Origin of the sequence: Nitritalea halalkaliphila LW7, assembly GCF_000265075.1 — a bacterium.
GTDB lineage: Bacteria > Bacteroidota > Bacteroidia > Cytophagales > Cyclobacteriaceae > Nitritalea > Nitritalea halalkaliphila.
This window is the reverse complement of sequence record NZ_AJYA01000017.1, coordinates 1-25,980: the sequence shown is the minus strand read 5'-3', so window position 1 is coordinate 25,980 and position 25,980 is coordinate 1. Positions and strand designations below refer to the sequence as shown.

Genomic DNA, 25,980 nt, shown 5'->3' with positions numbered 1-25,980 from the left:
GAAGTATCTCCTAGGTCCAAAGGTACATAATCGCAGCCATAAATCGGCTTAGACAGGGCTAGAATTCGCCTGTAACGAAAAAAGCGCACCTCTTAAAAGAAGTGCGCGTATCGCTAAAGTGTAGTTTGTGGTAGGGATTTAAATGGAAAAGCTTTCGCCACAGCCGCAGGTGCGGGAAGCGTTCGGGTTGACGAATTGGAATCCTTTGCCGTTTAGGCCATCGGAAAATTCCAATGTGGTCCCCGCTAAGTAGAGCAGGCTTTTTCGGTCTACGATTATTTTCACGCCCTTGTCTTCGAAGATGTGATCCGATTCTTCTGTTTTATCATCGAAGTGCAGGTCGTACATGAGGCCGGAACAGCCGCCACCTTTCACGGAGACGCGAATATTTTCGTGCTCGGCGCGATTTTCTTCTCGTTTTAAGGTGAGAATTTGTTCTTTCGCTTTATCTGAAACGATGATCATATTTTTTAATTTTGAAATTACACCCATATCTTTCGGCAAAGGTAAAACACCTTCTGATAGGAAAACATTCCAATATACGAAAAAATTATGATGAGAAAAATAGAACATCTAGGGATCGCGGTGAAGGATCTGGCTGCTTCTCGCGAGCTGTTTACACGTCTGCTCGGAACGGAAGCGTATAAAGAGGAGTCTGTAGAGGGCGAGGGGGTGCATACGTCCTTCTTTAGGGTGGGTGAGACGAAGGTGGAATTACTGGAAGCGAGTCGTGAGGATAGCCCGATCGCCAAGTTCACTGCGAAAAAAGGGGAGGGAATCCACCATATAGCCTTTGATGTGGAGGACATCCACGCGGAGGTAGCCCGGCTGAAGGCGGAAGGCTTCGAGGTACTGAATGAGACGCCGAAAGAAGGGGCAGATAATAAGTGGGTGGTTTTTTTACATCCCCGCTCCACGAATGGGGTGCTTGTGGAACTTTGCCAGGAGCGGCCGGCTTAAGCGGTACGCTTTTGCCATGAGGCGATCGGGTTTTTAGCACTTTCGGGCCTAAAAAAAGGAGCCGGATGTGCGGGCTCCCTGTTGTGGGTTAGCTGTAGGAGGACTTATTTGCGGCGTGCCGCCAAAATAAGTCCAATAATAAAGACGGCACCACTGCCGACGACGGGTGTCCAGTTCGCGCTGCTGACGGCGATGTCCAGTCCGAGGAAGCTAAAACTTTCGGAGTCTTGCATGGCTTGAAAGCCAAAGAAAAGCAGTCCGACGACACCGATAATGATTAAGAGAAATCCAAAGGTTTTCATGATTGTTTTGTGGTTTTGTTGGTTTATACCGCTAAACATGCAACATACATGCCGAAAACCAGAGAGAGCGGGTTTCGGATGGATTTTGTACCTTTGAGCGGCAAAAATGAGAGAATCAGGCATGGAAAAGAGAACAGAAATCGCCGAGTTGGGCGAATTTGGATTAATAGAGCGTATTAAAGGCATGGCTAGTCCGCAGCAGGCCAGTACCTTAGTGGGTATTGGCGATGATGCGGCGGTACTGGAGGCGGGCGACCATGTAAAAGTGGTGACCACGGACCTACTACTGGAGGGGGTGCACTTCGACCTGAGCTATGCGCCGCTACAGCATGTGGGCTTTAAGGCGGTGGCGGTGAATGTGTCCGATGTGGCGGCCATGAACGCACTACCCAAGCAGGTCACGATCAGCCTCGGCCTTAGCAATCGTTTTTCGGTGGAAGCGGTGGAGCTTTTATACAGGGGGATTTATGCTGCGGCTGAGCAGTATGGTGTGGATGTGATCGGAGGAGATACCACTTCCTCACGCAGTGGGCTAGTCCTTTCGGTGACAGCTATCGGTGAGGGACAAAAGGATACGCTGAGCTATCGTTCGGGGGCACAGGATAAAGATATCCTCTGTGTTACGGGGGATCTAGGTGGGGCACTGGTCGGCCTACAGGTCCTGGAGCGTGAAAAGCAGGTCTTTTTAAGTAATCCGAATATGAAGCCTGAACTGGAAAAATACGCCTATGTCACAGGGCGGCAGCTTAAGCCCGATGCGCGAGTGGATATCATCCATGAGCTGCGCGAGCTGGGCGTGGTGCCTACCTCCATGATCGATGTGTCGGACGGTCTGGCCTCTGAGCTATTTCATATCGGCAAGTCCTCAGGATTAGGGGCGCTCCTGTATGAGGATAAGTTGCCGATTGCGAAGCAGACCTATGATACGGCGGTGGAGCTCGGACTCGATCCGATAACCTGTGTGCTGAATGGAGGAGAGGACTACGAGCTGCTCTTTACGATCAAGCAGTCCGACTTCGCGGCTTTGGAAAAGCATCCTGATATTCACTTTATCGGTCACATGAGTCCGGTGACGGAAGGTTTCCACTTGGTGACGAAGGGGGGTGCGGCGGTGCCCCTCAAGGCCCAGGGCTGGAAGCACTTTTGATTGGTGAAAGATTTTACTGCTTTCATGGGGAAAATACCCTAGTTGGTGAACTCCCTCGATTTAGAAAATAAAATTGCCTTACCTTTGAATCATACGAAATCAGATGGTTTCTTTTGGGCGATTGAACCAATGATTTTTGATTTTTTTTGGTGACTTATTCTTAATTTTTCGGGTAGAAAGCTGCCTTCTTCGGGAGGCAGGTTTTTCTTGCTTCCGAGAAGGAGAGGCATCATTAACACCCTGTATATGTCGGATTTTAAGCCTTTCTTCAGCTGCTTGAGTAGTTTTTTAGGCATGCTATTTTGGATGTGTCTCTCCAGCGGAGTGCAGGCGGAAGGGTATGCCTTTTCCGCTCCAGATCCTGGAGGAAGCACGGTGGAGCGCTTTCACCGCCAGGTGTCTTACTTAGAAGGCTTACCCTCGCCCACCGTTTACAGCCTGCACGTCACGCCAGCAGGGCTGATGTATGTGGGCACAGAGCTGGGTATTTTCCGTTTTAATGGCTTCCGCTTCGAACGACTTTCCATGCCCGAGGCACGGCATCAGCCTGTCGATAACATTATTGCCGATAGCCAAGGCGCATTTGGTGTAAAAATTTCGCCAATCAAATCTTCACCATCGAAGGCGAACAGCTGCTTGCGCCGGCGGCACTGAACCAGTTTTTTCGTGAGCGGGAGGAGCTGGTGGCCTTGCATACGCAGGGTCCCTATTTGTATCTGGAAACCTTCCAAAACATCTACCGCTACGACTTACAAACGGAGGCCATCGAGGCCCTTCTTCCTTCCGAAAATCCAGGGGTGGTGGGCCTGTATCTGACAGATAATCAGGAAATTCATTATCGTGGCATCGAGGGGCATTTGTATCGTGTAGGACAAGAGAAACCGCTTCAAGAGGATGTTTTTGCTACTTTTTCGGATGGCCGCACACACTTTATCCGGCGTGAGGGCCGCACGCTGCTGCTGAATCGCGGGAGTAGAAAGAATTTTAAGGTGTTAGAAGAGAATCAGGTGCTTCCTTTAGCTGTGGGAGAGGGGGCGCTTTATAAATATTTTTGGCGCAGCCTCGATGGCCAAGACCTCTGGGTCTGCACGAATCGGGGGGCTTTCCGCTTAGATCCTGTCACACTGCAGCTGGAGGAGACGCTCCTGCCTGATCTTCGCGTGTCGGACATGGTGCGCGACCGTCATGGAAATACCTGGGTGGGAACCTTAGACGAGGGCTTGTTCATGTTTCCAGCGCTGCCTGTGCAGGTTAGCAGGCCTTTGCCCGGAGGCAAAAAAGACGTGTCCACTACACCGCCTTACATCGACTCCCCACAGGGAACCTGCTCGTGGGGACGAACACGGGAGCTATCCTGGAGCTAGATCCTAAGGGGGAGCTGCTGCGTGTGCTGCTGGAAGATGGACCCCGTGAGATCGAGTTTATCTATTTTGCGCCCGAGCAGAACCGGGTGCTCCACACCAATGGGTATTTTTCCTATGCCAACCCTAAGGAGCGGGTGCTGGCCTATTTTGGGAAGGATATGGTGCAGGATGCCCTCGGTAATTTCGTCGTGGCCTCCTATGGCCTTGGGGGGATTTTAGATCCAAGCTTGACCAGTATTCCGAAACTGCCTTTTCAGCGGTTTTTTCCTTTTGAGGTAATCAATAGGGAGGGAATGCAGGTACTTGCACTGGCGAATGGGCGGATGCGTAGGGCGTTTTATGGGAAGCAACAGGGGATGTATGCATTTTCTAGCACGAACGGCTTGTATCTGATCGATAGTACGGGAGAGCGACAGCTGCTGCGCGGCACGGGGCATGCCGAGGAGCCGGCCTTTATCGTGGATGCGATAACCACCTCGAAAAATGGGGATTGGTGGCTGGCGACGCAGAAAAATGGCCTTTTTCGACTTGTTTTTCCCGAGGGTGGGGCGCCTGAGCTTACAGCGGTAGCGGGCTCCCTAGGGCTTAATGGGCTCAATCATGTGCAGTGGGATGCCTCCGAGGAATACGTGTATTTTAATGCGGAGTCGAAAATTTATCGGTATCATCCTGCTAGCGAGACGTTTACGCTGCTGCCGATCAGCATGTATTTAAAGGGGATCACGATAAGTCAATTTCTACTAGCGGAGGACGAGCTGATCATCGCTACGAATGCGGGCGTATTTTTCCAGCCTTTAGCCGCTGAGCCGCTGGAGATGTCTATTTCGCTGGAAGTCACGGGGCTTTTAGTGGATGGGAAGCCCCATGGGTTAGAGGAACCTATTCCTTCGGGACACCAGCAGGTGCAGGTACTGTATCAGGTTTTGGATTTTGTGAATTTTAACGAGCGACAGCTTTTTTATGGTTTTCAGCCGGATAGCCTTGAAAATAATGCAGATGCTGGCGCTAGCCTGTTGAACTTGGGCAGGCTGCATCCCGGAAACCGCAGCCTGCAGCTGTACGCGCAGAATGATGTGATGCGTTCCGAAATGCTTTTGATTCCGCTTACGGTGGCGTTCCCTTGGTGGCAGCAGTGGCCTGTGGTCTCGCTGACGCTGGTGCTCGTGGTATTCGCTTTCGCGTATGGGTACCGCTACCTCCGCAGCCGCATCGAACGCCGGGAGCAAGTGAAGGAGCTGCTGGTGAGCACCCAGCTGAGTGGCTTACGGGCGCAGCTGAACCCGCATTTCTTTTTTAACGCTTTAAATACCATGCAAGGCTTGATTTATGCAGAGGATCAGGCGGCGGCCAGCACATATTTAGGTAAATTTAGTGCGCTGATGCGGCGTTTTCTGAGTGATAATGACAAGCAGTACAACTTGCTCCAGCATGAGCTGGAAACTGTGCGGCTTTTCGTAGATTTAGAGAAGATACGCATGGCAGACGAGCTGCAATTTACGCTTCAGGTGGCGGAAAAAATTCAGCCGGAGCGCTGCATGATTCCCAGCATGATGCTCCAGCCCTTTATCGAAAATGCCATTCGTTTCGGGCTAGTGGAAAAAGAGGGGCAGAAGACCCTTTCCGTGGAAGTGCGGCCTTCAGATCGTGGTCGCTCGGATGAACTGACGGTAGAAATCCGGGACAATGGCATTGGCCGGGAGGCCTCTAAGAGCCTCTGGAAGCAGCGTAAATACCGCACACCGCATGTAAGTAATGAAGAAATCGAAACCCGTATCGCTCTGATCGGGCAGTTGTATGGCCGCTCGATGCAGGTCCAGATTCAGGATTTAGGCAGCCCAGAAGCACCGCTGGGTACCGCTGTACTCATAACCTTACCCACCTATGAAAAGTAAAGAAATTCGTGCCCTGATCGTCGATGATGAACCGATGGCACGTATGGCCCTGAAGGGGATCTTATCCCGTCATTTTCCGCAAGTAGACGTGCTGGAGGAAGCTAAAAATCTGCCCGAAGCAGTAAAGCACATTCATAAGCATAAGCCCGACCTCGTATTTCTGGACATCGAGATGCCAGGCTACTCTGGCTTGGAGATTTTAGACTTTTTCCCCGACCAGCAGGTGGATTTTCGGATCATCTTCGTGACCGCTTACCAGGACTATGCCCTAAAGGCCTTTGAGCTTTCTGCGGTGGATTACCTGCTGAAGCCCGTGCAGCAGGAGGCTTTGGAGCGGGCGCTCCAAAAGGTACTGCCCCAGCTACCGGCACGCCTGCAAACGTTACAGGAAAACTTAGCCGAGAGCAAGCCAAAAAAAATCACGCTACAGACAGGGGAGGGGATGCTGTTTATCTGGCTCCGCGATATCATTTACCTGAAAGCAGATGGTTCCTATACGCACTTTCACCTAGAAGACGGAAAAAAAATTACGGTGTCTAAGCGCTTGCAGGAGTATGAGCGGATTATGGATATGGGCAAGTTTATGCGCATTCACCGCAGCCACATCATCAACTTAGACCAAATTTCCAAAATCACGAAAGAGGATGGGGGCTCGGTGCACATGTCTAATGGGGAGGTGCTGTCGATTTCGAATGAGAAAAAACAGTTGCTCATGCATCATTTCGAGCGCCAAAAGCTATAAATTCAAGTGACAAAAAAAGCCCCGGACTGCTCGCCTTATCGTGACGAGCGGTCCGGGGCCTTCGTGTAGGCTATTAAAAAGGTGGCCCATGCGGCCTGTTTTTTTCACCCCTTTCAGGGAAAGGAAGACAGTTTAACTATTTTCGTCCGGGTAGGGGACATACACGAAGCGTGTGAAGGCCCCATCGATGACGAAAAGGCAGCAGAACTCTTCGGGATCCTTATAAAAGCGCTTGAATTCGGCTACGTTTTCTTCTCCGATAAGCGTGCGCTGCTGAAATTCCTCTAAAAAGGAGATAAAGTAATGCCACTCCAGGCCCTTTTTATCGCCTTCCACCAGTAGACTCCCGATCGGCTGCTCTCCCTTCGCGATGGGAAAGATCGGAAAGTCCGAGATTTTTCGGGAGCGCACCTGATAGGCGGCCTCCTTTAGAAAGTCTGAAATACGGACAAAATCCTTCGTGATGGTACCGAGGTATTTGCCATCTAATTCCGGGTCATTGGCGTCGTCGATCATTTCAATTCTAGTTTTACTACATTCTCTACATGATAGGTCTGCGGGAACATGTCCACCGCCTGCACGCGGCTCACGCGATATTTCGCGTCCAGCAGGGCCAGGTCGCGCGCCTGTGTGGCGGGGTTGCAACTCACATACACGATGGTTTTCGGCGCCAGCTCCAGGAGCACCCGCACCACATCCTCGTGCATGCCTGCTCGTGGGGGTCGGTGATGACCACGTCCGGTCGCGGATGCTGCGCCAGAAATTCAGGGGTCAACATATCCTTCATGTCGCCAGCGTAAAAGCGGGTGTTCGTAATGCCATTTTCGCGTGCATTCAGGTGCGCGTCCTCGATGGCCGCCTCCACATATTCGATGCCGATGACCTCTTTGGCCTGGCGGGCCACAAAATTCGCGATCGTCCCTGTTCCTGTATAGAGGTCGTAGACTACCTCTTCACCTGTCAGCCCCGCAAAATCCCGCGCCACCTTATACAGCGTGTAGGCCTGTTTCGGGTTGGTCTGATAAAAGGACTTCGGCCCCACCCGGAAGCGCAAGCCCTCCATTTCCTCCTCGATGTAGCTACGCCCTTTATAGGTGTGCACTTCCAAGTCATGAAAAGTCTCGTTTTTCTTCAGGTTAACGATATACAGCAGCGAGGTCAGGTCTGGAAACTGCTCGGCCAGAAACTGGAGCGTCTTTTCGATGCCCTCAGGATCGTCTGCACCGAACTGTACGATCACCATTTCCTCCCCGGTGGTGGTGCTACGGATAATCAGGTTACGCAGCAGCCCCACCTGCTCACGGATATCGTAGAAGCTCAGGCCTTCGGCCAAAGCAAACGCATAGAGGGCATTTCGGATGGCATTCGACTGGCCGCCCTGCAGGTAGCAGTGCGAGATGGGAACGATTTTGTCGAACATGCCGGGCACATGGAAGCCGAGCGCATTGCGCTCAAACTCCTCTCCTGACTGGATTTCTTCCTTCGTGAGCCAGCGGTTATTCGAAAAGGTAAAGTCGAGTTTATTTCGGTAATAAAAGGTTTCTTCGGAGCCGAGAATGGGGGGAATCTCTGGCAGCTCCACCTTCGCGATGCGCGTCAGCTGATCCACGACCTGCTGGGACTTGTAGGCTTTCTGCTGTTCATAGCTGATATGCTGCCACTTGCACCCGCCACAGGTGCCAAAATGCGCACAGGTAGGTGTGATGCGCGCAGGGGAGAGCTGATGAAAGTGTACGGGCTCGGCTTCCAAAAAGCTGCTGCGGCCCTTGGTGACACGCACATCCACGACATCCCCTGGAGCCACCTGCTTGACAAAAACTACTTTGCCTCGTGGTAGCCCAGGCACTTGCCCTCCGTAGCCACCCGCTCGATGAGGAGCTCAGGAAGAATTTTATGCTTTAATTTTCTCGACATGGGCACAAAATTACATAATTATTCCTACTCCGCGTGCGCTCAGCCGTATAAAAGCAGGTGAACCTGAAGCATAGCCCAAAGGGAAAATGAAGGGTTTATCGTCTAATCTTCCTATCTTTACGCTGTTATGCCGAAAGACTTTAAAGAAAAAGTAGTACTCATTACAGGAGGAACTTCGGGCATCGGCTTTGCGCTCGCCGCCAAGTTCGCACAAGAAGGTGCGCATGTGATGATTTCCGGACGGAATGAGCACAAATTAGAGGATGCACTCAGCCGCTTAGAGGACATGGGGCTGCCCGTGGCAGGTGTGCTCGCGGACGCTTCCTCGAAGGAGGACAATGCCTTTATGGTGGATTCCTGCATCAAGCGCTTCGGGGGCCTGGATGTGCTTATTAATAATGCAGGCATTTCCATGCGCGCACTCTTTAACGAACTGCAGCTCCAGGTCTTCGAGCAGGTGATGCAAATTAATTTTTGGGGTACAGTTTATGCGACGAAGTTTGCGCTCCCGCACTTGCTGGAACGTAAAGGTATCCTGATCGGGATCAGCTCCATCAATGGTTACCGCGGCACGCCTGCGCGAACGGCGTATACGGCCAGTAAATATGCGATGAATGGCTTTTTCGAGGCGCTCCGCACGGAGGTCATGCATGAGGGGGTACATGTTTTGGTGGCTTCGCCGGGTTTTACTGCATCGAATATTCGTCAGAATGCCCTAGCCGCTAATGGTGCACCACAGGGCGAATCTCCGCGCGAGGAAGAAAAAATGATGCAGCCAGAAGAGGTGGCGGAAGCCATTTATCAAGCCGCGCTAAAGCGCAAAAGGGACTTAGTCCTCACTACAGAGGGGAAGTTGGCCGTATTTTTAAACAAGTGGATCCCCGGTATCATGGATAGGGTCGTGTACCGGCACATGGCAAAAGAAAAAGATGCTCCCTTTACCTGATGCAGGAATTTTTACAGCAGCTGGCTTTACATATCCAAGATTTAAGTAAGCGCAATCCCGCGATTTTTGTGCCCCGCCCTTTAGGAGCAGGCTTCATCGATACCTGCCGCCTGGAGGAGAGCATGGGCTCCGGCGCGGAGCCAGCCTTTTTTCAGTTTCGAAAAGGGGAGGAGCCACTGCCGATCTTGCAGGCGCAGGGGCCTTACCACAACAGTGAAAATGCGCTGTCGGGCCAACTTTTTCGACTGGCTAAGTGGCGCAGCGCCAAGAAGAGGAGTCAGGAACCGTGGCCTTGGCTGTGGGCTGGCCCTTTGTGCTGGGCACCCTACTGGACGGGGCTCCGATCGCAGCACCGCTTTTCGTACTGCCTGTACAGCTGCAGCTTCGTCAGAACACCTGGCTGCTTCAGGCCACAGACGCGGGACTCCAGTGGAATTCCGCTTTTTTGGCCGCTTATTTTCAGGGTAGAGAGGAGCTTTTTCCAGTAGAGGCCTTTCAGCGCTGCCAGGCTGTGCTGCGCAACTGCGAAACGGTGGCGGATTTTTTGGCTTTGCTCTACCCCTTCCTGAAGGAGCATCTCGCGCTGCATTTCAATCAAGAGTTATTTACGGGGCGGTTACAAGCTGTTCCAGAGGCGCCGCTGCCTGAGGAAAGTGGGCGGGGGCGCCTCAAGTTGTACCCTTTTCAGGTCCTGGGCGCTTTTAGCAGTCCGGAAGAAGTCTTTTTACACGCCTTCGCTACACTTGAAAAGCGTTCCTTCGCTTCGGTGGAGGCCTATTTAGAGGAAAAATTTGCCGCTACCAAGCGTGGCACCCCATCGGCGCAGGCGGCCATTTACAGTCCGTTTCCGCTTGATGCCAGCCAAGAGGAAGCCCTGCTCCGAGTGGCAGAAGGACATTCCTTTGTCCTGCAAGGACCTCCGGGCTCGGGCAAGTCGCAGGTTATCACCGCCTTAGTGGCCGATGCGCTGGCCCGCGGCAAAAAGGTTTTAGTGGTGGCAAAAAAACAGGTGGCCTTAGAAGTGGTGGAAAAACGCCTGGCTACTGTTGGGCTGGACGCCTATGCTGCCCTCATTCCCCACATGCAGTTTCGAAGTGATTTGGAAACCAAGGTGCTGGATCGCCTCAGTGCCCTGAGTGAGGAAAAACGTGCCGACGATAGCCCTGAGATTATGCTGCTGGAGCGGCGTTTTCAGGAGTGTCGCCAGCAGATTCAGCAGCGTTCGGGGCAGCTGGAGCAGCTTTGTCAGGCTCTTTTTGAGACCAAAACGGCTGGTGGCTGGTCTGCCCGTACGCTTTATGGGCATCTGGCCTCTCATTCTCTGTCCGATTTAGAGGCCTTGCCCGACATGCGCAGCTATGTGCCCTATTTTCCGATGGAAGGACTGTCTGCCTTGCCCCTGTCTTTTGCGCTTTTAGCGCAAATGGAACAGCTGCAGCAGCGGGAGTTGCTCTGGGCACTGCGGCAGCCTTTTCCGGAGGTGGCCGATCCGATGGCGCAGGTGGAGCAACAGGTGGCGGTGCTCGAGCAGCTGGAGGGGATCTTGCTGAAAATAAAGCCTTTGATAGGGAAGGAGCGGGAGCTGGGGGCATTGTTACTGGCTATGGGAGAAGCGGACTGGTCGGAGCGGGAAAAAATCGCCGGATTTCACGCACGTTTCGCAGCAGCGCCTTTTTTCCGAGAGCTGCTCGCGCAGGACCTTCGGGAGGTGGACATGCCCTGGCTTGTGGAAAAATATGACATTGTAAAGCGGCTGCTTTCCGGGGTGGGGCCAGCTTGGACGGTGCCATTGGAGGAAGTGCCCGGCTTGCTGGAGCAGTGTTTGGCCTATGAGCAGCGCTGGGACCAAAGCCTTTTTGGGATCCGATTGGCGTTTTGGCAGCGGGAAGAGAAGAAGCGGATCCAAGCTTTTATGGCTGGGGAGGGCTTGCCTTTTGAGCGGAGCGCACTGAAAAAATTCATCACCATGCTGGAAAATCGCTTGAACATCCGGCATCAGCTAACCCTTTTGGGGGCCAAGGCCTTTCTCGAGCTGCCAGAGACTCCCTTTCGTTTTGAGGTGTTTAGTGCAGCATTATCGGGACGGATACGCATGCTGCAGGCGATGCAAGAGTTGGCATCTCTGCGCTGTTTTTCGGCTTTCCGACCTTTCATGGGGCTTCCGCCCAAAAAATTTCAGGTTTTATGGTCACTTTTAGGGGATTTGGAGGGATTGAGGCCTCTTTTGGGGTTCCATTTTAGTGAAAAGCAGCTAGTGGCTTGGGCGAGGCGCCCGATTTCGAGCGGTTACGCCGTTTTCGGGAGCAACTGCGTACGCAGCATGCCTGGATGTACCGCTTTGACCAGCAGTGCCGCCGCTTGGCTCCTCAGCAGGAAGCGGGCATGCGGTATTTTTTACGGCGCTATCAGAGCGGGGAAGGTTCTCAGGCAGCAAGCCCGGAAGAGGCTTTTGCGCTAGCGATCGCTTGGGCCTGGCTACGGGTTTTGGAACAAAAATACCCTGAGCTGCCGCAGGTGCGTGCAGGCTACTGGGAAGAAGAACTGGCCGCGCTGCAGGGGGTGGAGGAGGAGCGTCGCGCGCTGGCTCGTACCATCATAGGGCTAAAGGTGAGGGAGTTAGGTAGGGAAGGCTTGCAGTATAATCGCCTTGGCAATTTGGTGAGCTACCGGGAGCTGGGGAAGGAGCTGCGTAAAAAGCGACGGCGACTTCCGCTGAAGCAACTGCTGGCGCAGCAGGGGGAAGCACTTTTCCGCTTGCTACCTGCTTGGCTTTGCAGTCCGCATGCAGCCCTCACCCTGTTTCAGGGAGAAGGAGCAGGGGGGAATGCCTCTCCTTTCGATCTCATTATCTTCGATGAGTCTAGCCAAATTCCTACTGCAGAGGCCTTTCCGCTTTTGGAGCTGGGGCGGCAGTTTGTGGTGGTGGGCGATCGGCAGCAGCTGAAGCCCTATACGCTGTTTCGCAAGCATTACGCAGAGGCGGCGATCCATACGGAGGAGAGTTGGTTGTTTTGGGCAGGCTTGTATTTGCCCGATCACATGCTGTTAGGGCATTATCGGGCACGGCATGAGGCCTTAATTGCGTTTAGCAATGCACATTTTTATGGCGGTCGTTTACGGATTTTGCCCGACAGGGCCACCTTTACGGCGGAAGCCTCTCCTTTTCACTATCAGCTGGTGGAGGGTACCTATGCTGCGGGCGAAAATGTCCGAGAGGCGGAGGCTTTAGTAGCTTATTTGCTTCAGCAGCCGGCGATTTGGAGAGAAAAGCAGGTAGGGATTCTGGCGCTAAACCAGGCGCAAAGCCAGCTGCTGTTCCGTTTGCTGTGGGAGGCCTTCAGTGGCCAAATTCCAGCAGGCTGGCAGGTGCGGCATCTGCAAGAGGTGCAGGGTGAGGAGTACGACTTCGTCTGCATCAGTACCGTGTATGCGCGTAGCGCCAAGGGCTACTTTCCGAGTAGTATGGGCTGGATTTCTCTTCCGGGGGGAGCGCAGCGGGTGAATGTTTTGGCCAGCCGCGCACGGGAGCATGTAGCTGTCTTCACCGGGATTGAGGCGCACCTGATAGGTCCGGGCATGCGTGAAAATGATGGGGTACGCCTACTTTTGGCTTTCTTGGAGCAGGCAAAAAGCTTTCGGAGGAGGCTGCGGCCAGAGGAGAAGGAGGGTGTGGCTTTAGGCTATGATCCGCTGCGTGCACAGACCTGTGCGCATGTGGCGGGTGCGCAGGTTTTTCCGTTTGGGAGCCTGGTGGACATTGCGCTTACGCGGGCGGATGGCACGTTTACCGGCGAGTTAGTTTTACGGGATCGTCAGGATTGGCTTTTGGGGCCGCGGCTGCTGGGGCCTTTCGTGTACGATGTGGCTTACGTTCGCGCGCGTGGCTGGAAGGAGCGCTGGTGTCTAAGTCCCTCGCTTTTCCCTGGAAGGCCTAAAGTTTAAGAAAGGAAGAGCACAGAAAAGGGCTGGCCTGTCTGTGCTGCTTATTGGCTAGTTTTTCTTGTTTTGGCGTATGCCAAAGCCCTCTACGCCAGAGAGATCTTCTCGGCGCATATACTGCAGGAGGAGCAGTTCTTTCCCCCCTTCGCTGTTAATCTGAACACTATCGCTTAGGCTAAAAGACTTGCCAAAACCTGTTCCCAGGGGTTCGCCTGTTTGGGGGTGAAAGAGCGCCAGGTTATGCAAGTTTTCTTCGATCACCTGTCCGGCGCTGTCGAGCAGCAGGTAGCGTACGTACAGATTTCGGTAGGGGTATTCGCTGGTGTAGCGGGGGCTTAGCCAAAGTGTTCCGGGTAGGATGTCTACTCCGGGGGAATAGCGCAGGGTATCTCCCGCCAGCCAGCGGCCAGCGGGGAGTCCCTGATGTATTTCGAAATGTCGGTTTTGGTTACAAGCCAGACAGAGTAAGCCGACCCCAAATGCGAGCAGACCTTTTTTAATCATTGCTTAGTCATTGGTGTTCGGTTTATCTTCATTTGGTTTCTGACGCGGCGGGAATTTTCTACGCCCCCGCTTGTTGGCACCATCCGGTTTACCTCCTTCACGCTGGGAGGCACTTGGATTGTTTTCCACAGCATTTCCCGAAGGACTCGAAGGGTCGGGACGCTCGCGCTTGGGTCTAGGGTTGGGTTTATGACGGGGCGGTCTGTTTTCTTGTAGGGCAGCACCTTTTGCCCATCGCCTCCTTCCGGGTTTTGTGGGCGCTGACGTTTTGGACGTGCCGGTCTGTTGGCGTTCGCTTGTGGAGCGTCGCTGCGCTCTGCTGCCTCTTGTGGATTTCGCTCGCTGTTACGTCCACGGCGTATTTTGCCTTCGAAACGCTTAGACTCTCCGCCTGCTGCTTGCTCCTCGCCCTTTGCGGCAGGGCCGCGCCGTCTATTCGGAGCTGGAGAATTTCTGTCGCCCTCGTTCTGACGCGGTGATCTGCGCGAAGAGGGGCGCGCCTGTGCACGTGGGTTCGCGGTATCGGAGTTGGGCTCCTCGCCGGGTTTACGCTTTTTCTTTTTCTTCTTTTTGTTTTGCGTGGCGAATTTTTTATCCAGTAATTCCAGCTCCCGTGTGGCCTTTTCGATCGAATTTTCGACCTCTGAGGCATCGTCGAACTGTAAGTTGAAAGGCTTTTTCCCCTCGCTATTTAAGGCTTGGATTTCCTTCACCCGCTCACAGGTGATGCTGTGCCAGTTGTTTTCGCTCTGGTAGGAGAACCACATCAGTTTTCGGAAAATATCCGTTTTTTGTAGTTTGGCGCTTCCCTGTTCGGTCATAAGGGGGCGGTCCACTGCTGGAATATCTTCTAAGGCACTCATGTAGGTGTCCAGCTCATAGTTGAGGCAGCACTTCAGTCTTCCACACTGGCCAGAGAGCTTACCGGGGTTGAGGGAAAGGTTCTGATAGCGTGCAGCGGAGGTGCTGACACTTTTAAAGTCATGCATCCAGGTGGAGCAGCAGAGCTCGCGTCCGCAGACTCCGATTCCGCCCAGCCTACCCGCCTCTTGCCGCAGGCTAATCTGCCGCATTTCTACACGGATGCGAAATTCGGAGGCCAAGACCTTAATAAGCTCACGGAAGTCCACGCGTTCATCGGCAGAGTAATAGAAGGTAGCCTTCGTATTATCTGCTTGGAACTCGATATCAGAGAGTTTCATCTGTAGCCCCAGCTCATCGATGATTTGTTTCGTGCGGTATAGGGTAGGAATTTCACGGTTTTTCGCCTCCTCCCATTTTTCTAGGTCTTTATCGTTTGCTAAGCGGTAGATGCGGGGGATGCTTTCATCATCGCGCACCTTTCGCTTTTGCATCTGTAGGCGCACAAGTTCCCCCTGTAAGGACACATAGCCGATATGGTGTCCGCTTTGGACATCGACGACTACGGGGTCCCCGGTGGTGAGGGCCAGGTGCTCTACATTTCGAAAATATTCTTTCCTCCCTCCTTTAAACTTGATTTCCACCACATCATAGGTATCCACGGTAGGGATGCCCATGTGGGTCAACCAGTCGAAGGCATTCATTTTATTACAATCGCTCGTGCCACAGGTTCCATTATTTTGGCAACCGCCAGTTCCTGTGGTCGTGGAGCAGCTACTACATCCAGCCATACGTATGCTTTCCTCTATCTCTATGGGGCTTAGCCCGTTAAACTAAGGAATCAGCGTGTGTTTTATCCGAGCGCCAGCAGGTCTTGCCCGATGTCTTTTCGGTAGTACACGTGGTTCCAACAAATTTTAGCAGCTCCGGCATAGGAGGCTGCTAATGCCTCTTCGAGGTCTTTTCCTTTTCCTGTGATGGCGAGTACACGACCGCCATTGGAAAAGATTTCATCGCCTTGTTTTTTCGTGCCGGCATGAAACACTTGGACGCCAGGGAGCGCCTCTGCTTCGGAAATACCAAAGATGCTATCTCCTTTGGCGTAGCCTTCCGGATAGCCACCCGCCACCATAACTACTGTGGTGCAGGTGTCGGAAGAAACTTCCAGCTTGGCCTGATCCAGTGTTCCGGTGGCCATGCCCTTTAAAAACAGGGCAAAATCTCCCTCCAAGCGTGGAAGCACCACCTCTGTTTCCGGGTCGCCCATCCGCACATTATATTCGATGACAAAAGGATCTCCTCCCACATTCATCAGCCCGATAAACAAAAAGCCTTTATAAGAAATTCCCGCCGCCTGCAAACCGGAGAGGGTAGGTTTTACGATGCGCTCTTCCACTTTAGACAGGAAGGTGCTATCCGCAAAAGGCACTGGGCTAACGGCGCCCATTCCTCCTGTGTTCAGGCCTGTGTCGCCCTCGCCGATGCGCTTATAATCCTTTGCCGCAGGCAAAAGCTGATAGGCAGTCCCGTCTGTGGCGACGAAAACGGAAAGCTCGATGCCGCTTAAGAAGGCTTCTACCACCACCTTACTGGAGGCCTGCCCGAACTTTTTATCCACGAGCATTTCCTTAAAAGACTGGGCGGCGTCTTCGTGGCTTTCACAGATGAGCACCCCTTTCCCAGCGGCGAGGCCATCGGCCTTCAGGACGATCGGGAGGGGCTGCTGGCGCAAATAGGCCAAACCTTCTTCCAGGTTTTCGGCGGTAAAGGTGGCGTAAGCAGCTGTAGGGATGTTGTTTTCCTGCATAAAGCGCTTGGAAAAATCTTTACTGCCTTCCAGTTGGGCGCCAGCTTGATCAGGACCTACGATCGGAATGCCTGCCGTGCGCGGATCTTTTTGAAAAGTATCCACGATGCCTTTCACCAGAGGGTCTTCCGGACCGACCACGATGAGCTCGATTTTTTCCTCCACACATGCGGCTGCGATGCCCTCGAAGTCGTCTACTGCGAGGGCAAGGTTTTGGGCGATGGCAGCTGTGCCGGCATTACCGGGAGCCACAAATAATTTCGTGCAGGAAGGGCTTTGGGCTAACTTCCAAGCGAACGTATGCTCGCGGCCACCACTTCCTAATACTAATATGTGCATGTTCTTACTGCGGGTTAGTTGGCATGGTCCGAGATAAATTTAATCCGGTACACGCGGATTTCTTCTTCAGCGAAGTCCTCATCTTCTAATTCCTCCATTGCTAGGCGGATATTATCCGAGCTGGCCGTCATGAAGTAATCGTGGAGGATGTCTTCGCGCTCCTCGTCCATGATATTTTCGATATAGTAATTGATATTCAGTTTCGTGCCTGAGTAGATGATTTGCTCGATCTCTTGAAGGAGCTCTTGCATGCTCAGGTTCAGGTTAGATGCGATATCCTCCAGGTCGATTTTTCTGTCCACTTGTTGGATGATCGAAATTTTCACTTTGGAACGTGTTCCAGAGCTTTTTACTACCACGTCTGAGGCGGTGATGATCTCATTTTCCTCGACGTAGTTGGAGATGAGCTTTAAGAAAGAGGCGCCAAACTTGGCCACTTTGCCCATGCCCACCCCATTTATTTGGGCCAGTTCATCGCGGGTAGTAGGGTAGACGGTAGCCATTTCTTCGAGGGAAGGATCTTGGAAGATCACATAAGGAGGAAGACCTTTGCTTTCGCCACCTTTTTACGCTCCAGCTTTAAAAGCTCGAACAGTTTCTCATCGTGTGCCTTACGCTCCATGTGCCCTTCTTCCTGCCCATCGTTTTCGAGCATGGATTCGAAGTCATGGTCTTTAGACATGAGCAGATCGAAGGGGCTCTCCATAAAGGAAATGCCTTTCGGGGTGAGCTTGAGGACGCCATAGCTTTCGATATCCTTTTCCAGGAAATTAAAGATCAGCGCCTGGCGGAAAATGCTTTTCCATAGCCGCTCATCGAGTTCCGCGCCTACCCCGAAAACAGGTAAAGCATCATGGCCGTAGGAGCTCATGTAATCGTTTTTCACCCCGCGAAGGACATTGACCAGATGGTCCATCAGGAATCGACTTCCTGTCTGTTCCACAGTTTGTAAACCTTGTAGGAGAAGCTCCCGCGCCTGAAAGCTCTCTTTCGGCTTTTTACAATTGTCACAGTAGCCGCAGTCTTTTTCCATGATCTCTCCGAAGTAATGGAGGATAAAGCGCCTGCGGCAAACGGAACTTTCGGCATAGGCGGCCATTTCCTGCAGAAGTAGGCGCGCATTTTCTCGCTCGGTGACGGGCTTGTCTTTATTGAATTTTTCTAGCTTGATGATGTCCTCGTAGCGATAGAACATCAGGCAGTGGCCTTCTAATCCATCACGGCCGGCTCTACCTGTTTCTTGGTAATAGCCTTCTAGGGATTTCGGTACATCGTAGTGGATGACATAGCGCACATCAGGCTTGTCGATGCCCATACCGAAGGCGATCGTAGCGACGATGACATCAACCTCTTCATTCAAGAAGTCATCCTGATTCTTCATGCGCACCTGCTGGTCCAAGCCGGCGTGGTAAGGGGCTGCCTTGATGCCGTTTACGGTCAAGAGCTCAGCGATCTCTTCCACTTTTTTTCGGCTCAAGCAGTAGATGATGCCTGACTTGCCCTTCTGGTTCTTGATGTAGCGGATGATCTGTTTCCGTGTCTCTTCTTTTAATTTAGGCCGAATTTCATAGTAGAGATTGGTTCGATTAAAAGAAGACTTGTACAGGTCCGCCTCTTCCATCTGTAAGTTGCGCTGAATATCCTGCTGCACCTTCGGTGTGGCCGTAGCGGTCAGCGCGATGATCGGCAGCTGCTTGCCCAGCTGTGCGATGATGCTTTTTATTTTTCTATATTCGGGACGAAAATCATGCCCCCATTCGGAAATACAGTGCGCCTCATCTATGGCAACGAAGCTAATGTTAGCCTGCTGCAGAAAGGCGATGTTCTCCTCCTTGGTGAGACTTTCAGGCGCCACATAAAGTAATTTTGCATGACCAGAAAGCACCTCCGCCTTCACCTTGTTGACTTCTGATTTATTTAGGGTAGAATTAAGGAAATAGGCCGTAACACCAATAGCATTGAGCTGATCAACTTGGTTTTTCATCAGTGCGATGAGCGGCGAGATGACGATAGCAGTTCCATCGAGGATGACCGCGGGTAGCTGATAACACAGCGACTTGCCCGCCCCCGTAGGCATAATGACAAAAGTGTTTTTGCCTTTTAAGACGCTGTCTACGATGGCCTCTTGCGTACCTCTGAACTGGCTAAATCCGAAAATCTTTTTTAAGTTATCCTTTACACGTTGCTCCACTCTTCTCTTCGATTTATGATCTGTGCTTTGCAGGAATATCTGCGGGTGACAAGCACTTTGGCTATACAAATTTAAGCATTAACTTAAGTAAACATGAAATTAAGAAAAATTTTAGAAAGTCAGTTGTAGGCAGGCGAGATATTACGCGCATTTTTTTGACTGCTACTGCTATACAGCATTCTTTTACTGGGCAGGAGGGTTTCTGGACGAAAACAGGCCATTGCTTTTGCTTTTACCACTTTGGCCGTAGGCCAAAAAGCGCGTCGGAAAAAGGCGACCGAGGCACGCTAATTTCTGCGCCATCCTTCGCTTTTCGATTTGCTGCTGTAACCTTTCTGCCGTATCTTACGCATGCTTAATAGGTAGTCGTTCATTTTAAAAATTTGTCACTCGGGGAGCACCCCGCCCTTCTTATGGATCAAAACCCCTTTATCGTCATCATGGCAGGTGGTGTAGGCACCCGTTTCTGGCCCTACAGCCGGGTAAAAAAGCCCAAACAGTTCTTAGATGTTTTGGGGACAGGGAAAACCCTTCTGCAAATGACTTATGAGCGTTTCCTGCCGTTAACAAGCCCGGACAGGATTTTCGTGGTGACCAATAAGAAGTATCGAAAATTTGTTTTTGAGCAACTGCCGGCTTTACCGCAAGCACATGTTTTAGCTGAACCCCTACGACGAAATACAGCGACCTGTGTGGCCTACGCTTGCTATAAAATAAGACGAATAGACCCGGAGGCTAAACTCATCGTAACGCCCTCAGATCATCTTATTTTAAAGGAAGAACAGTTCCAAAAAGTGATGCAAGATGCTTTAGTGGCTTGCGCCAGTAGAGAGAATCGCCTGCTCACTATCGGTATTCAGCCGAATCGGCCTGAGACAGGATTCGGATATATTCAGTACATACAGAAGCCTGATACCTCTGTTTTTAAAGTCAAAACATTTACCGAAAAGCCAGACGAGCAGCTGGCACAGGCCTTTATCGATAGCGGAGACTTTGTCTGGAACGCGGGTATCTTCGTGTGGACTGTCCCCAGTATCATTCATGCCTTCGAAAAGCATTTACCTGAGGTGGCCGAAGCCTTCGAGGAAGGGGAGCAGTATCTGGACACAGAAGACGAGACCGCTTTTATCAAGCGCGCCTACTCCCTGGTAAAAAATGTTTCCATCGACATCGGTATTTTAGAAAAGGCTACTAATGTCTACACCCTCCTCGCAGATGTGGCTGGTCTGATCTAGGCTCCTGGATGAGCCTACACGACGTAAAAGGCCGGGATCTGGAAAATAATGTGATCGATGCAAATGCACTGCTTTTTAACACGAAGAACAGTTACCTGCGGGTGAGCCCGCAAAAGCTACTGGTCGTAGAGGATTTAGACGGCTACCTGGTGAACGAAACAGAAAATGTGATTCTTATCTGCCGATTAGAAAATGAAAAAAAATTCCGCAAGTTCGTAGCAGCTGCAAAAGATAAAGGAGAAGATTTCGTTTGATAAAAGAAATTTATTTCTCACGAATTTTTATTAAAAAGAAGTAGGGAGACCTAATCTTACAGCGGGCTCAACGCATGATTCCGATCGATTTGAGGGTGCCTTGCTATTCCTCGATACAATAGCATTTTAAAAGGAAGCTTGCATCGTGTAAAATTTGGTTTTTTTTTAAACTCAAATGCATCCAAAGGGTTAAGAAACAAGTATATACAAACGTTTCTTGTTTCTTTACACGCTCAAATCCTATTGCCCTATGCCTGTTTCCCGTTTTCTACTTAGCTGTGCAGTAATCCTACTGCTCTTTAGTTCATGCGCTTCCCAAAGAGATTTTGTAGCGGAATATGATTTCGATTATTCCGGAAAGTTTAAACGATATAAAACTTTTGGTTTTGTGGAAAACACGCATCCGGACAGCCTAGTGTTCTACCAAGTTATCCGAAACACCATCGCTACACGGCTAAACTCCCAGGGATTTCGTTTTAACCCAGATAAGCCTGATATTTTAGTGAATTATAAATTATTTACTGACCAAGTGAAATACCGTGGTTACGATCAGCCGCATTTCGACTGGTGGCTGCAGCGCAGAGGTATCGAATCCCTAGAAGAGCCGGATTACCTCAGCGAAGATGCCGAGAAAGGCTTCACGCCTCAGGAGCGTGATGAAAACTACAATCGTGTTCGCTACGTCGAAAATCCAGGGCTTTTAGTCGTTTTCGTAATCGATAACCGTCGCGGGCAGACCGTTTGGCAGGGCTATACCGCTGCTGCCTTCGATCAGCGGGAGGACACCTTTACCACGGACCTCACCCGCGCAACTTATCGCGTGATGGATCAGTTTCGGTTAATTACACGAAATTAGCGCAGCGCGTTTTCGTTACGGCACCCGGTAGGTGTACCCCACACTTTCTCGATCTTGGGTATCCAGGAGGCTCAGCTGTATGCGCGTTCCCGCAGAAGGGGCGGGGATTTGCAGCTGAGTTTCTCCAGAACGAATGGGATAAAAACTGCGTTTAATGGGCTGTAATCCTGAGGCGGGATAGGTGACGAATATCCCTTTTATGTCCCGACCTGAGAAGGAGACCTGCAGCTCGTTTTGCCGCAAGGCAAGGCCTAAAATTTCCGCTTCTGCCAATCCCTGACGACGTGCCGGAACACGCGCGGGCGACTGAAAGTGCGCAGCAGATAGCGTCGGGCGATTTCCGGATGCTGCCGCATGAGGCTGGAGGCATTATAAAAGGCATTTCCTTTTAAAAGCGGATATTTCTTGCGTGCTGCCACCTGCTGTAAGAGTTCATCTTCCTTATCCCAGGCCTTGTCTCCGTTATTTTTAATCTTATAAGCGGCATTTCCGATGTAGATGTGTGTTCGATCTGCATAGCGGTGCCACCACTCCAGCAGCACCTCATGAGAGGCGATCGGGTAGTGCAAGCTCCAGTACAGCTGTGGCGCCACATAGTCCACCCAGCCCTGTTCGATCCAGTGCACGATGTCGGCATAGGTTTCATCGTAGGCGGTAGGCCCTGCCTGCGTCGCACTGCCTCTCGGGTCCTTGTTTTTATTTCTCCACACTCCGAAAGGGCTCACGCCCAGTGCGATATGTGGAAAATCCGCCCGCAGCATCCGGTGGATATCGCCGATGAAGCGGTTGATGTTTTCTCTTCTCCAGTCCCCTAGATTTTGGCCTGACCGGCCAAAGCGCTTAAAGGTTTCTCCATCGGGAAAGTCCTGATTCCCCACCTTATACGGATAGAAGTAATCGTCGATATGTATGGCGTCGATCGGATAATGGAGACAGAGTTCACGCACCACGCGTAGCAGCTTGGCCTGCACCTCTGGGTTTCCTGGGTCGTAGTAATAGCGCTTGTCATAGGCGATCATCCAGTCAGGATGCTGCAGAAGGTCATGGCGGGGACTCAGCACGGAGATGTCTGCCGTGGTGGTGGCCCGATAGGGATTAATCCAAGCATGAAACTGCATGCCGCGCCGATGGGTTTCGGCGATCATCCAGGCGAGTGGATCCGCCTGGTCGCGCAGACCTTCTCCTTCTTTTCCCGTCAAAAACCGAGAGTAGGGGGCTTCTGCACTGGGGTAAAAGGCATCTCCGGCCGTCCGTACTTGCACGATCACGGTATTAAAGTGCAGCGCTGCGTAATAATCAAGTAAACGTAGGAAATCTTGCTTGTTGGCAGCAAAATCCCGATTCCCACGAATAGGCCAGTCGATATTCGCGACGGTGGCGACCCAAACAGCGCGCATTTCCTCCGGCAAAGCCATCGGAGCTTTATCTAGGAGCGGCAGCAGGTCTCCAGCCGGCAGGGTTCGGATCGTGCGCTCCGGAAGTGGCACAGGAGGGGTGCCTGCATCCATCGGAAGGGGGATGCTGCTGCGTGTGGAGGGTGCCTGCGTGGGCTTTGGCTTACAGCCAAAAAAAAGACCGATAAGTAGGGCGGAGCCGCCCAGTATCGTGAACAAAAAGGAACGAAAGCGAGGCTTTAAGCGCATACAAGTAGGTTACGGCTGGGACTGGAAGCGGTCGCGGCCAAGTTTTTTACGTAGGCGACGCATAAAGGCATCCCCAGGGTCTTGCTTTTTCGTGATGTAGTCCGGGTCTGTCTCTTTCCAAAGCGGACTGTCTTTAAATGCTTCATATTCATGGTGTCCGATCACATAGCGGATGTTATGCCGCCGCTGTAGGTGCTCGATGAGGGCGGCATTCGCCTTCAGCTGAGCGCGGGTTAGGGGAGCATCTGGGCCTCCGATGTTTTCGATACCGATGGCCATGTAGTTCAGTCCGATGGTATGGCGCCCGAAAGCGGTATCCGGTAAGAGTCGCCAAATGCTGCCGTTGCGGTCCACCAAAAAATGTGCCGAAACATTTAAGGCCGATGCGCTGCTGAGTTCTGGGCGGCCTCCTAAGAGTACGGGATTAAATACCTCATAAGTAGCTTCCAGTGTGGGTACGGCCGTCCAATGTACCACGATCATTTCAGGGGTGATGGCGGTACTGCTTACGTCCAGCCCATGGCGCTGCTGCAAGTACTGCAGGGACAAACTGTCGCGAACCGCATCATAGGCGATGGGCTTTTCATGGATCCGAAAAGTCGGACGGGAGGCACAGGACAAGGCTGAGAAGCCGATGAGCAGGAGCAGCAGCCGAAACATAGGCTTCCTGAAGGGAAGAATACAAGGATTTTCACCATTTTTTTGCTGGTTTTTGCGTTTTTATGCTGGAGAAATCGAAAATATACCTAAATTAAAGCAAGTTTAAGATAAAACACGTCAAGGCCTGCTGTTTTATTTTGTTTTTGATTTCCATAGCCTTAGGAAGATATGCTAAAAGAAGAGCGTCAAAAGTACATTTTAGATCAGGTACACCTCCATAATCGGGTGCTGCTTACCGATCTATCCGAGCACCTGTCGGTATCCATCGATACCGTCCGGCGCGATGTAAAGGAATTGGATAAAGAGAAAAAACTACGAAAGGTGCATGGCGGGGCTACTTCCATCGGCTTCCTTACGGCCTCTCCGAACGATGCCTCCATCTACCTACACGGAAAAAAAATCGTTATCGCAGAGAAGGCTGTTCACCTCATCCGGGAGGGAATGGTACTCCTGATGAGTGGCGGGACAACCAACCTGGAGGTGGTCAAGCTTTTTCCGCGCAAGCTGCAGTTTACGGTCATTACACCCAGCTTGCACGTGGCCCTGCAGCTCATGGAGTTTCCACTGATCGAGGTGATTTTTCTAGGGGGCAAATTGCTGCACGATGCTAAGTTCGCTATAGGGGGTACAGTGATCCATGCCTTGCGCGATATCCGAGCTGACCTCTGCTTTTTAGGAACGGGGTACGTGGACCCGAATCATGGGCTGACCGAGTTCGACTGGGAAGTGGTGCAGGTAAAGCGTGCCATGCTGCAGTCTGCCCGCCAAACAGTTTTGCTGACCGTTTCGGACAAATTATATTCTGTGCAGCGCTATAAAACCTGCGCTTTAGGCGAGGTGCAGACGTTGATCACCGAGCTTTCTCCTCAGGATCCGCTGCTAAAGGATTTTCAGGGGCTTTCCTTGCAGCTGATGTAAGGGCGGCGCAGTGCGCCATTACCGCTTTAGGGGCGAACTTTTTAGGGGCATATCGGGTACTATAAAAGAAATTTATCCCCCTACATGATGAATCAGCTCGGTGCGCTCCTGTTTTTAACCGCTTTGGTGTTGTTTTCCACCTTTCTAAATTGGTACAGCTTCCAAGCTGTGCGCACCTTATTAGAAGTGTATGCAGCCCCGAGGACGCGGCAGTTCGGCGCTGTGATCTACTGGATCCTGTTTTCTGGCGTGACCGTTTGGATTTTACTGGCCTTCCTCCGCATTTTCTCTGAGGGAGAGATCACGGCCAGCACCCAGTCCATGCTAAATGTTTTCCTCACCGTGGTGGTCACGCAGGTGACGCTATCGGTTTTTTTACTGGGGGAGGATCTTTACCGACAGGCTAGCGCGGGGATAGGGCTGCTGCAAGGGCAGGCGTTTTCTTTGCCGGAACGGCGTAGCTGGCTCAGCATCCTGGCTCTCACTGTGGCGGCGGTGCCCTTTTTTAGCTTCGTGTATGGCATCGTGGTGGGCAAGTATAACTATAAAGTGCATCGCGAGGTGCTCTATGTGGACGCACTCCCCGAGGCCTTCGAGGGCTTTACGATTACGCAGCTCTCTGATATTCACGCGGGTAGCTTGCGAAATCAGCAGGCCGTAGCGAAAGGGGTGGCGCTGGCGCAAAGGCAACAGTCAGATCTCATCGTGTTCACGGGGGATCTAGTGAACCATAAAGCGGACGAAATCGATCCGCTATTACCGATTTTTGAGACCCTGGAAGCTCCTTATGGCAAGTTCGCTGTGCTGGGAAATCACGACTACGGCGATTATGTGCAGTGGCCGAGTCCTGCGGACAAAGCCGCCAATCTGGCTGCCTTAAAACAAAAGTTTGCAGACATGGGCTTCCGTCTTTTGCTGGATGAGCATGTGCCTATCAGCCGAGGGGAGGAGGCCTGGTATCTGCTGGGCGTGGAAAACTGGGGTGTAGGATTTAAGGCCAAGGGTGATTTAGAGGCGGCGCTTCAGGGCGTGCCCGAGTCTGCCTTTAAGGTGCTCCTTTCGCATGATCCTTCCCACTGGACAGAAATCGTAAAAAGCCATCCCATTCCCATTCAGCTCACCCTTTCCGGCCATACCCATGGTATGCAGTTCGGTATCGAAACGCCGATCGTCCGCTGGTCTCCCGTACAGTACCGCTACCCAAACTGGGCGGGACTGGCCGAGGAGGCGGGGCGCTACCTCTATGTAAATCGCGGGTTTGGGTTTCACGCTTTTTCGGGCAGGGTGGGGATTTGGCCGGAGATCACGGTTATCGAACTGCGCCGACGTGTTTCTTAAGGAGGACGGCTGGGTTTTTGGATAAAAAGGGCTAACTTACTTTTTTACTTCTTACTGTCTGTCGTTTGTTTCGTACTTCTTTTGTTGCTGACTGCTGTCTTTTGCCGGAACGGCAAAGGACTAACGCCTGCAGACTCTTCGCTTCGGATGGACCGTCCCCGTGTGGGG

Annotated in this window: 24 protein-coding genes and 2 pseudogenes; 14 read left to right on the top strand and 12 right to left on the bottom strand. The window is 52.0% G+C overall.

The genetic code is table 11. From position 1 onward, the window contains the following. Positions 1–138 precede the first annotated feature (138 nt). A complete protein-coding gene (locus A3SI_RS06665; protein WP_009054571.1) occupies positions 139–465 on the bottom strand; it encodes a HesB/IscA family protein in 327 nt (108 codons plus the stop codon). A gap of 90 nt (positions 466–555) precedes the next feature. Here A3SI_RS06665 and mce point away from each other — a divergent pair, with 90 nt between their 5' ends. Beyond that, positions 556–960, top strand: a complete 405-nt coding sequence (mce, locus tag A3SI_RS06660; protein WP_009054570.1) for a methylmalonyl-CoA epimerase — start codon at positions 556–558, stop codon at positions 958–960. Between the two features lie 104 nt (positions 961–1,064). Here the strand turns inward: mce and A3SI_RS06655 are convergent, their stop codons facing one another. Continuing rightward, positions 1,065–1,262: a hypothetical protein gene (locus A3SI_RS06655; protein WP_009054568.1), complete on the bottom strand. Its 198-nt coding sequence runs from the start codon at positions 1,260–1,262 to the stop codon at positions 1,065–1,067. A gap of 121 nt (positions 1,263–1,383) precedes the next feature. Between A3SI_RS06655 and thiL the strand changes: the two genes are divergently transcribed. The 5 genes from thiL (at position 1,384) to A3SI_RS06630 (ending at position 6,407) form a co-directional block, all read left to right on the top strand. Continuing rightward, positions 1,384–2,409 (top strand): thiamine-phosphate kinase, encoded by a 1,026-nt coding sequence (gene thiL, locus A3SI_RS06650; RefSeq protein WP_009054566.1) that lies wholly within the window; start codon positions 1,384–1,386, stop codon positions 2,407–2,409. Positions 2,410–2,655: 246 nt separating this feature from the next. Then, positions 2,656–3,063: a hypothetical protein gene (locus A3SI_RS06645; protein WP_009054564.1), complete on the top strand. Its 408-nt coding sequence runs from the start codon at positions 2,656–2,658 to the stop codon at positions 3,061–3,063. A gap of 35 nt (positions 3,064–3,098) precedes the next feature. Beyond that, complete coding sequence (locus A3SI_RS06640) at positions 3,099–3,773, top strand: two-component regulator propeller domain-containing protein (RefSeq protein WP_162098425.1); 675 nt, start codon at positions 3,099–3,101, stop codon at positions 3,771–3,773. After that, positions 3,740–5,665, top strand: coding sequence for a sensor histidine kinase (locus A3SI_RS06635; RefSeq protein WP_009054562.1), 1,926 nt, complete (start codon positions 3,740–3,742; stop codon positions 5,663–5,665). Before A3SI_RS06640 ends, A3SI_RS06635 begins: the two co-directional genes overlap by 34 nt. Beyond that, complete coding sequence (locus A3SI_RS06630) at positions 5,655–6,407, top strand: LytR/AlgR family response regulator transcription factor (RefSeq protein WP_009054561.1); 753 nt, start codon at positions 5,655–5,657, stop codon at positions 6,405–6,407. The genes A3SI_RS06635 and A3SI_RS06630 overlap by 11 nt, the downstream gene beginning before the upstream one ends. A 132-nt stretch (positions 6,408–6,539) precedes the next feature. Here the strand turns inward: A3SI_RS06630 and A3SI_RS06625 are convergent, their stop codons facing one another. Further along, positions 6,540–6,923, bottom strand: coding sequence for a hypothetical protein (locus A3SI_RS06625; RefSeq protein WP_009054560.1), 384 nt, complete (start codon positions 6,921–6,923; stop codon positions 6,540–6,542). Further along, positions 6,920–8,321 (bottom strand): annotated as a pseudogene (gene rlmD / locus A3SI_RS06620) (23S rRNA (uracil(1939)-C(5))-methyltransferase RlmD). The gene A3SI_RS06625 and the pseudogene rlmD overlap by 4 nt, the downstream one beginning before the upstream one ends. 127 nt (positions 8,322–8,448) lie before the next feature. On the opposite strand from rlmD, the gene A3SI_RS06615 reads away from it, so the two are divergent. Next, complete coding sequence (locus A3SI_RS06615) at positions 8,449–9,267, top strand: SDR family oxidoreductase (protein ID WP_009054557.1); 819 nt, start codon at positions 8,449–8,451, stop codon at positions 9,265–9,267. Between the two features lie 80 nt (positions 9,268–9,347). On the opposite strand, the gene A3SI_RS18835 is transcribed toward A3SI_RS06615, so the two are convergent. Continuing rightward, positions 9,348–9,503 carry a hypothetical protein gene (locus A3SI_RS18835; protein WP_156810207.1) on the bottom strand — a complete coding sequence of 52 codons (156 nt, stop codon included), beginning with the start codon at positions 9,501–9,503 and terminating at the stop codon, positions 9,348–9,350. A 17-nt stretch (positions 9,504–9,520) separates the two neighbouring features. Between A3SI_RS18835 and A3SI_RS06610 the strand changes: the two genes are divergently transcribed. Both A3SI_RS06610 and A3SI_RS06605 read left to right on the top strand, forming a co-directional pair. Next, the gene (locus A3SI_RS06610) at positions 9,521–11,725 is read left to right on the top strand and encodes an AAA domain-containing protein (protein WP_040670339.1); all 2,205 of its coding nucleotides are present in this window, start codon (positions 9,521–9,523) and stop codon (positions 11,723–11,725) included. Continuing rightward, the gene (locus A3SI_RS06605) at positions 11,650–13,209 is read left to right on the top strand and encodes a DEAD/DEAH box helicase (protein WP_040670337.1); all 1,560 of its coding nucleotides are present in this window, start codon (positions 11,650–11,652) and stop codon (positions 13,207–13,209) included. Before A3SI_RS06610 ends, A3SI_RS06605 begins: the two co-directional genes overlap by 76 nt. Before the next feature lie 48 nt (positions 13,210–13,257). Here the strand turns inward: A3SI_RS06605 and A3SI_RS06600 are convergent, their stop codons facing one another. The 4 genes and pseudogenes from A3SI_RS06600 to recQ form a co-directional block, all read right to left on the bottom strand. Next, the gene (locus tag A3SI_RS06600) at positions 13,258–13,710 is read right to left on the bottom strand and encodes a gliding motility lipoprotein GldH family protein (protein WP_009054555.1); all 453 of its coding nucleotides are present in this window, start codon (positions 13,708–13,710) and stop codon (positions 13,258–13,260) included. Further along, positions 13,707–15,362 (bottom strand): PSP1 domain-containing protein, encoded by a 1,656-nt coding sequence (gene ricT / locus A3SI_RS06595; protein WP_316929102.1) that lies wholly within the window; start codon positions 15,360–15,362, stop codon positions 13,707–13,709. Before ricT ends, A3SI_RS06600 begins: the two co-directional genes overlap by 4 nt. A 62-nt stretch (positions 15,363–15,424) precedes the next feature. Further along, positions 15,425–16,717: a phosphoribosylamine--glycine ligase gene (purD, locus tag A3SI_RS06590; RefSeq protein ID WP_009054551.1), complete on the bottom strand. Its 1,293-nt coding sequence runs from the start codon at positions 16,715–16,717 to the stop codon at positions 15,425–15,427. 14 nt (positions 16,718–16,731) lie between these two features. After that, positions 16,732–18,908 (bottom strand): annotated as a pseudogene (gene recQ / locus A3SI_RS06585) (DNA helicase RecQ). 383 nt (positions 18,909–19,291) lie between these two features. Here recQ and A3SI_RS06580 point away from each other — a divergent pair. The 3 genes from A3SI_RS06580 (at position 19,292) to A3SI_RS06575 (ending at position 21,253) form a co-directional block, all read left to right on the top strand. Next, on the top strand, positions 19,292–20,143 hold the full coding sequence (locus A3SI_RS06580) for a mannose-1-phosphate guanylyltransferase (protein WP_316929101.1): 852 nt from the start codon (positions 19,292–19,294) through the stop codon (positions 20,141–20,143). An 8-nt stretch (positions 20,144–20,151) separates the two neighbouring features. Continuing rightward, entirely contained in the window at positions 20,152–20,397 is a 246-nt protein-coding gene (locus A3SI_RS22325; protein ID WP_316929100.1) for a hypothetical protein, read from the top strand. Between the two features lie 250 nt (positions 20,398–20,647). Continuing rightward, positions 20,648–21,253, top strand: coding sequence for a DUF4136 domain-containing protein (locus A3SI_RS06575; protein WP_009054547.1), 606 nt, complete (start codon positions 20,648–20,650; stop codon positions 21,251–21,253). Between the two features lie 15 nt (positions 21,254–21,268). On the opposite strand, the gene A3SI_RS17255 is transcribed toward A3SI_RS06575, so the two are convergent. The 3 genes from A3SI_RS17255 to A3SI_RS06565 are packed head-to-tail and all read right to left on the bottom strand — an operon-like array spanning position 21,269 to position 23,556. Then, positions 21,269–21,526, bottom strand: coding sequence for a hypothetical protein (locus tag A3SI_RS17255; RefSeq protein ID WP_009054545.1), 258 nt, complete (start codon positions 21,524–21,526; stop codon positions 21,269–21,271). Next, complete coding sequence (locus A3SI_RS06570) at positions 21,505–22,896, bottom strand: glycoside hydrolase family 10 protein (protein ID WP_009054543.1); 1,392 nt, start codon at positions 22,894–22,896, stop codon at positions 21,505–21,507. Before A3SI_RS06570 ends, A3SI_RS17255 begins: the two co-directional genes overlap by 22 nt. Positions 22,897–22,905: 9 nt before the next feature. Beyond that, positions 22,906–23,556 (bottom strand): N-acetylmuramoyl-L-alanine amidase, encoded by a 651-nt coding sequence (locus tag A3SI_RS06565; protein WP_009054542.1) that lies wholly within the window; start codon positions 23,554–23,556, stop codon positions 22,906–22,908. A gap of 168 nt (positions 23,557–23,724) precedes the next feature. Here A3SI_RS06565 and A3SI_RS06560 point away from each other — a divergent pair, with 168 nt between their 5' ends. Then, positions 23,725–24,474 carry a DeoR/GlpR family DNA-binding transcription regulator gene (locus A3SI_RS06560; RefSeq protein WP_009054541.1) on the top strand — a complete coding sequence of 250 codons (750 nt, stop codon included), beginning with the start codon at positions 23,725–23,727 and terminating at the stop codon, positions 24,472–24,474. 87 nt (positions 24,475–24,561) lie between these two features. Next, on the top strand, positions 24,562–25,812 hold the full coding sequence (locus A3SI_RS06555) for a metallophosphoesterase (protein WP_009054540.1): 1,251 nt from the start codon (positions 24,562–24,564) through the stop codon (positions 25,810–25,812). Positions 25,813–25,980 lie beyond the last annotated feature (168 nt).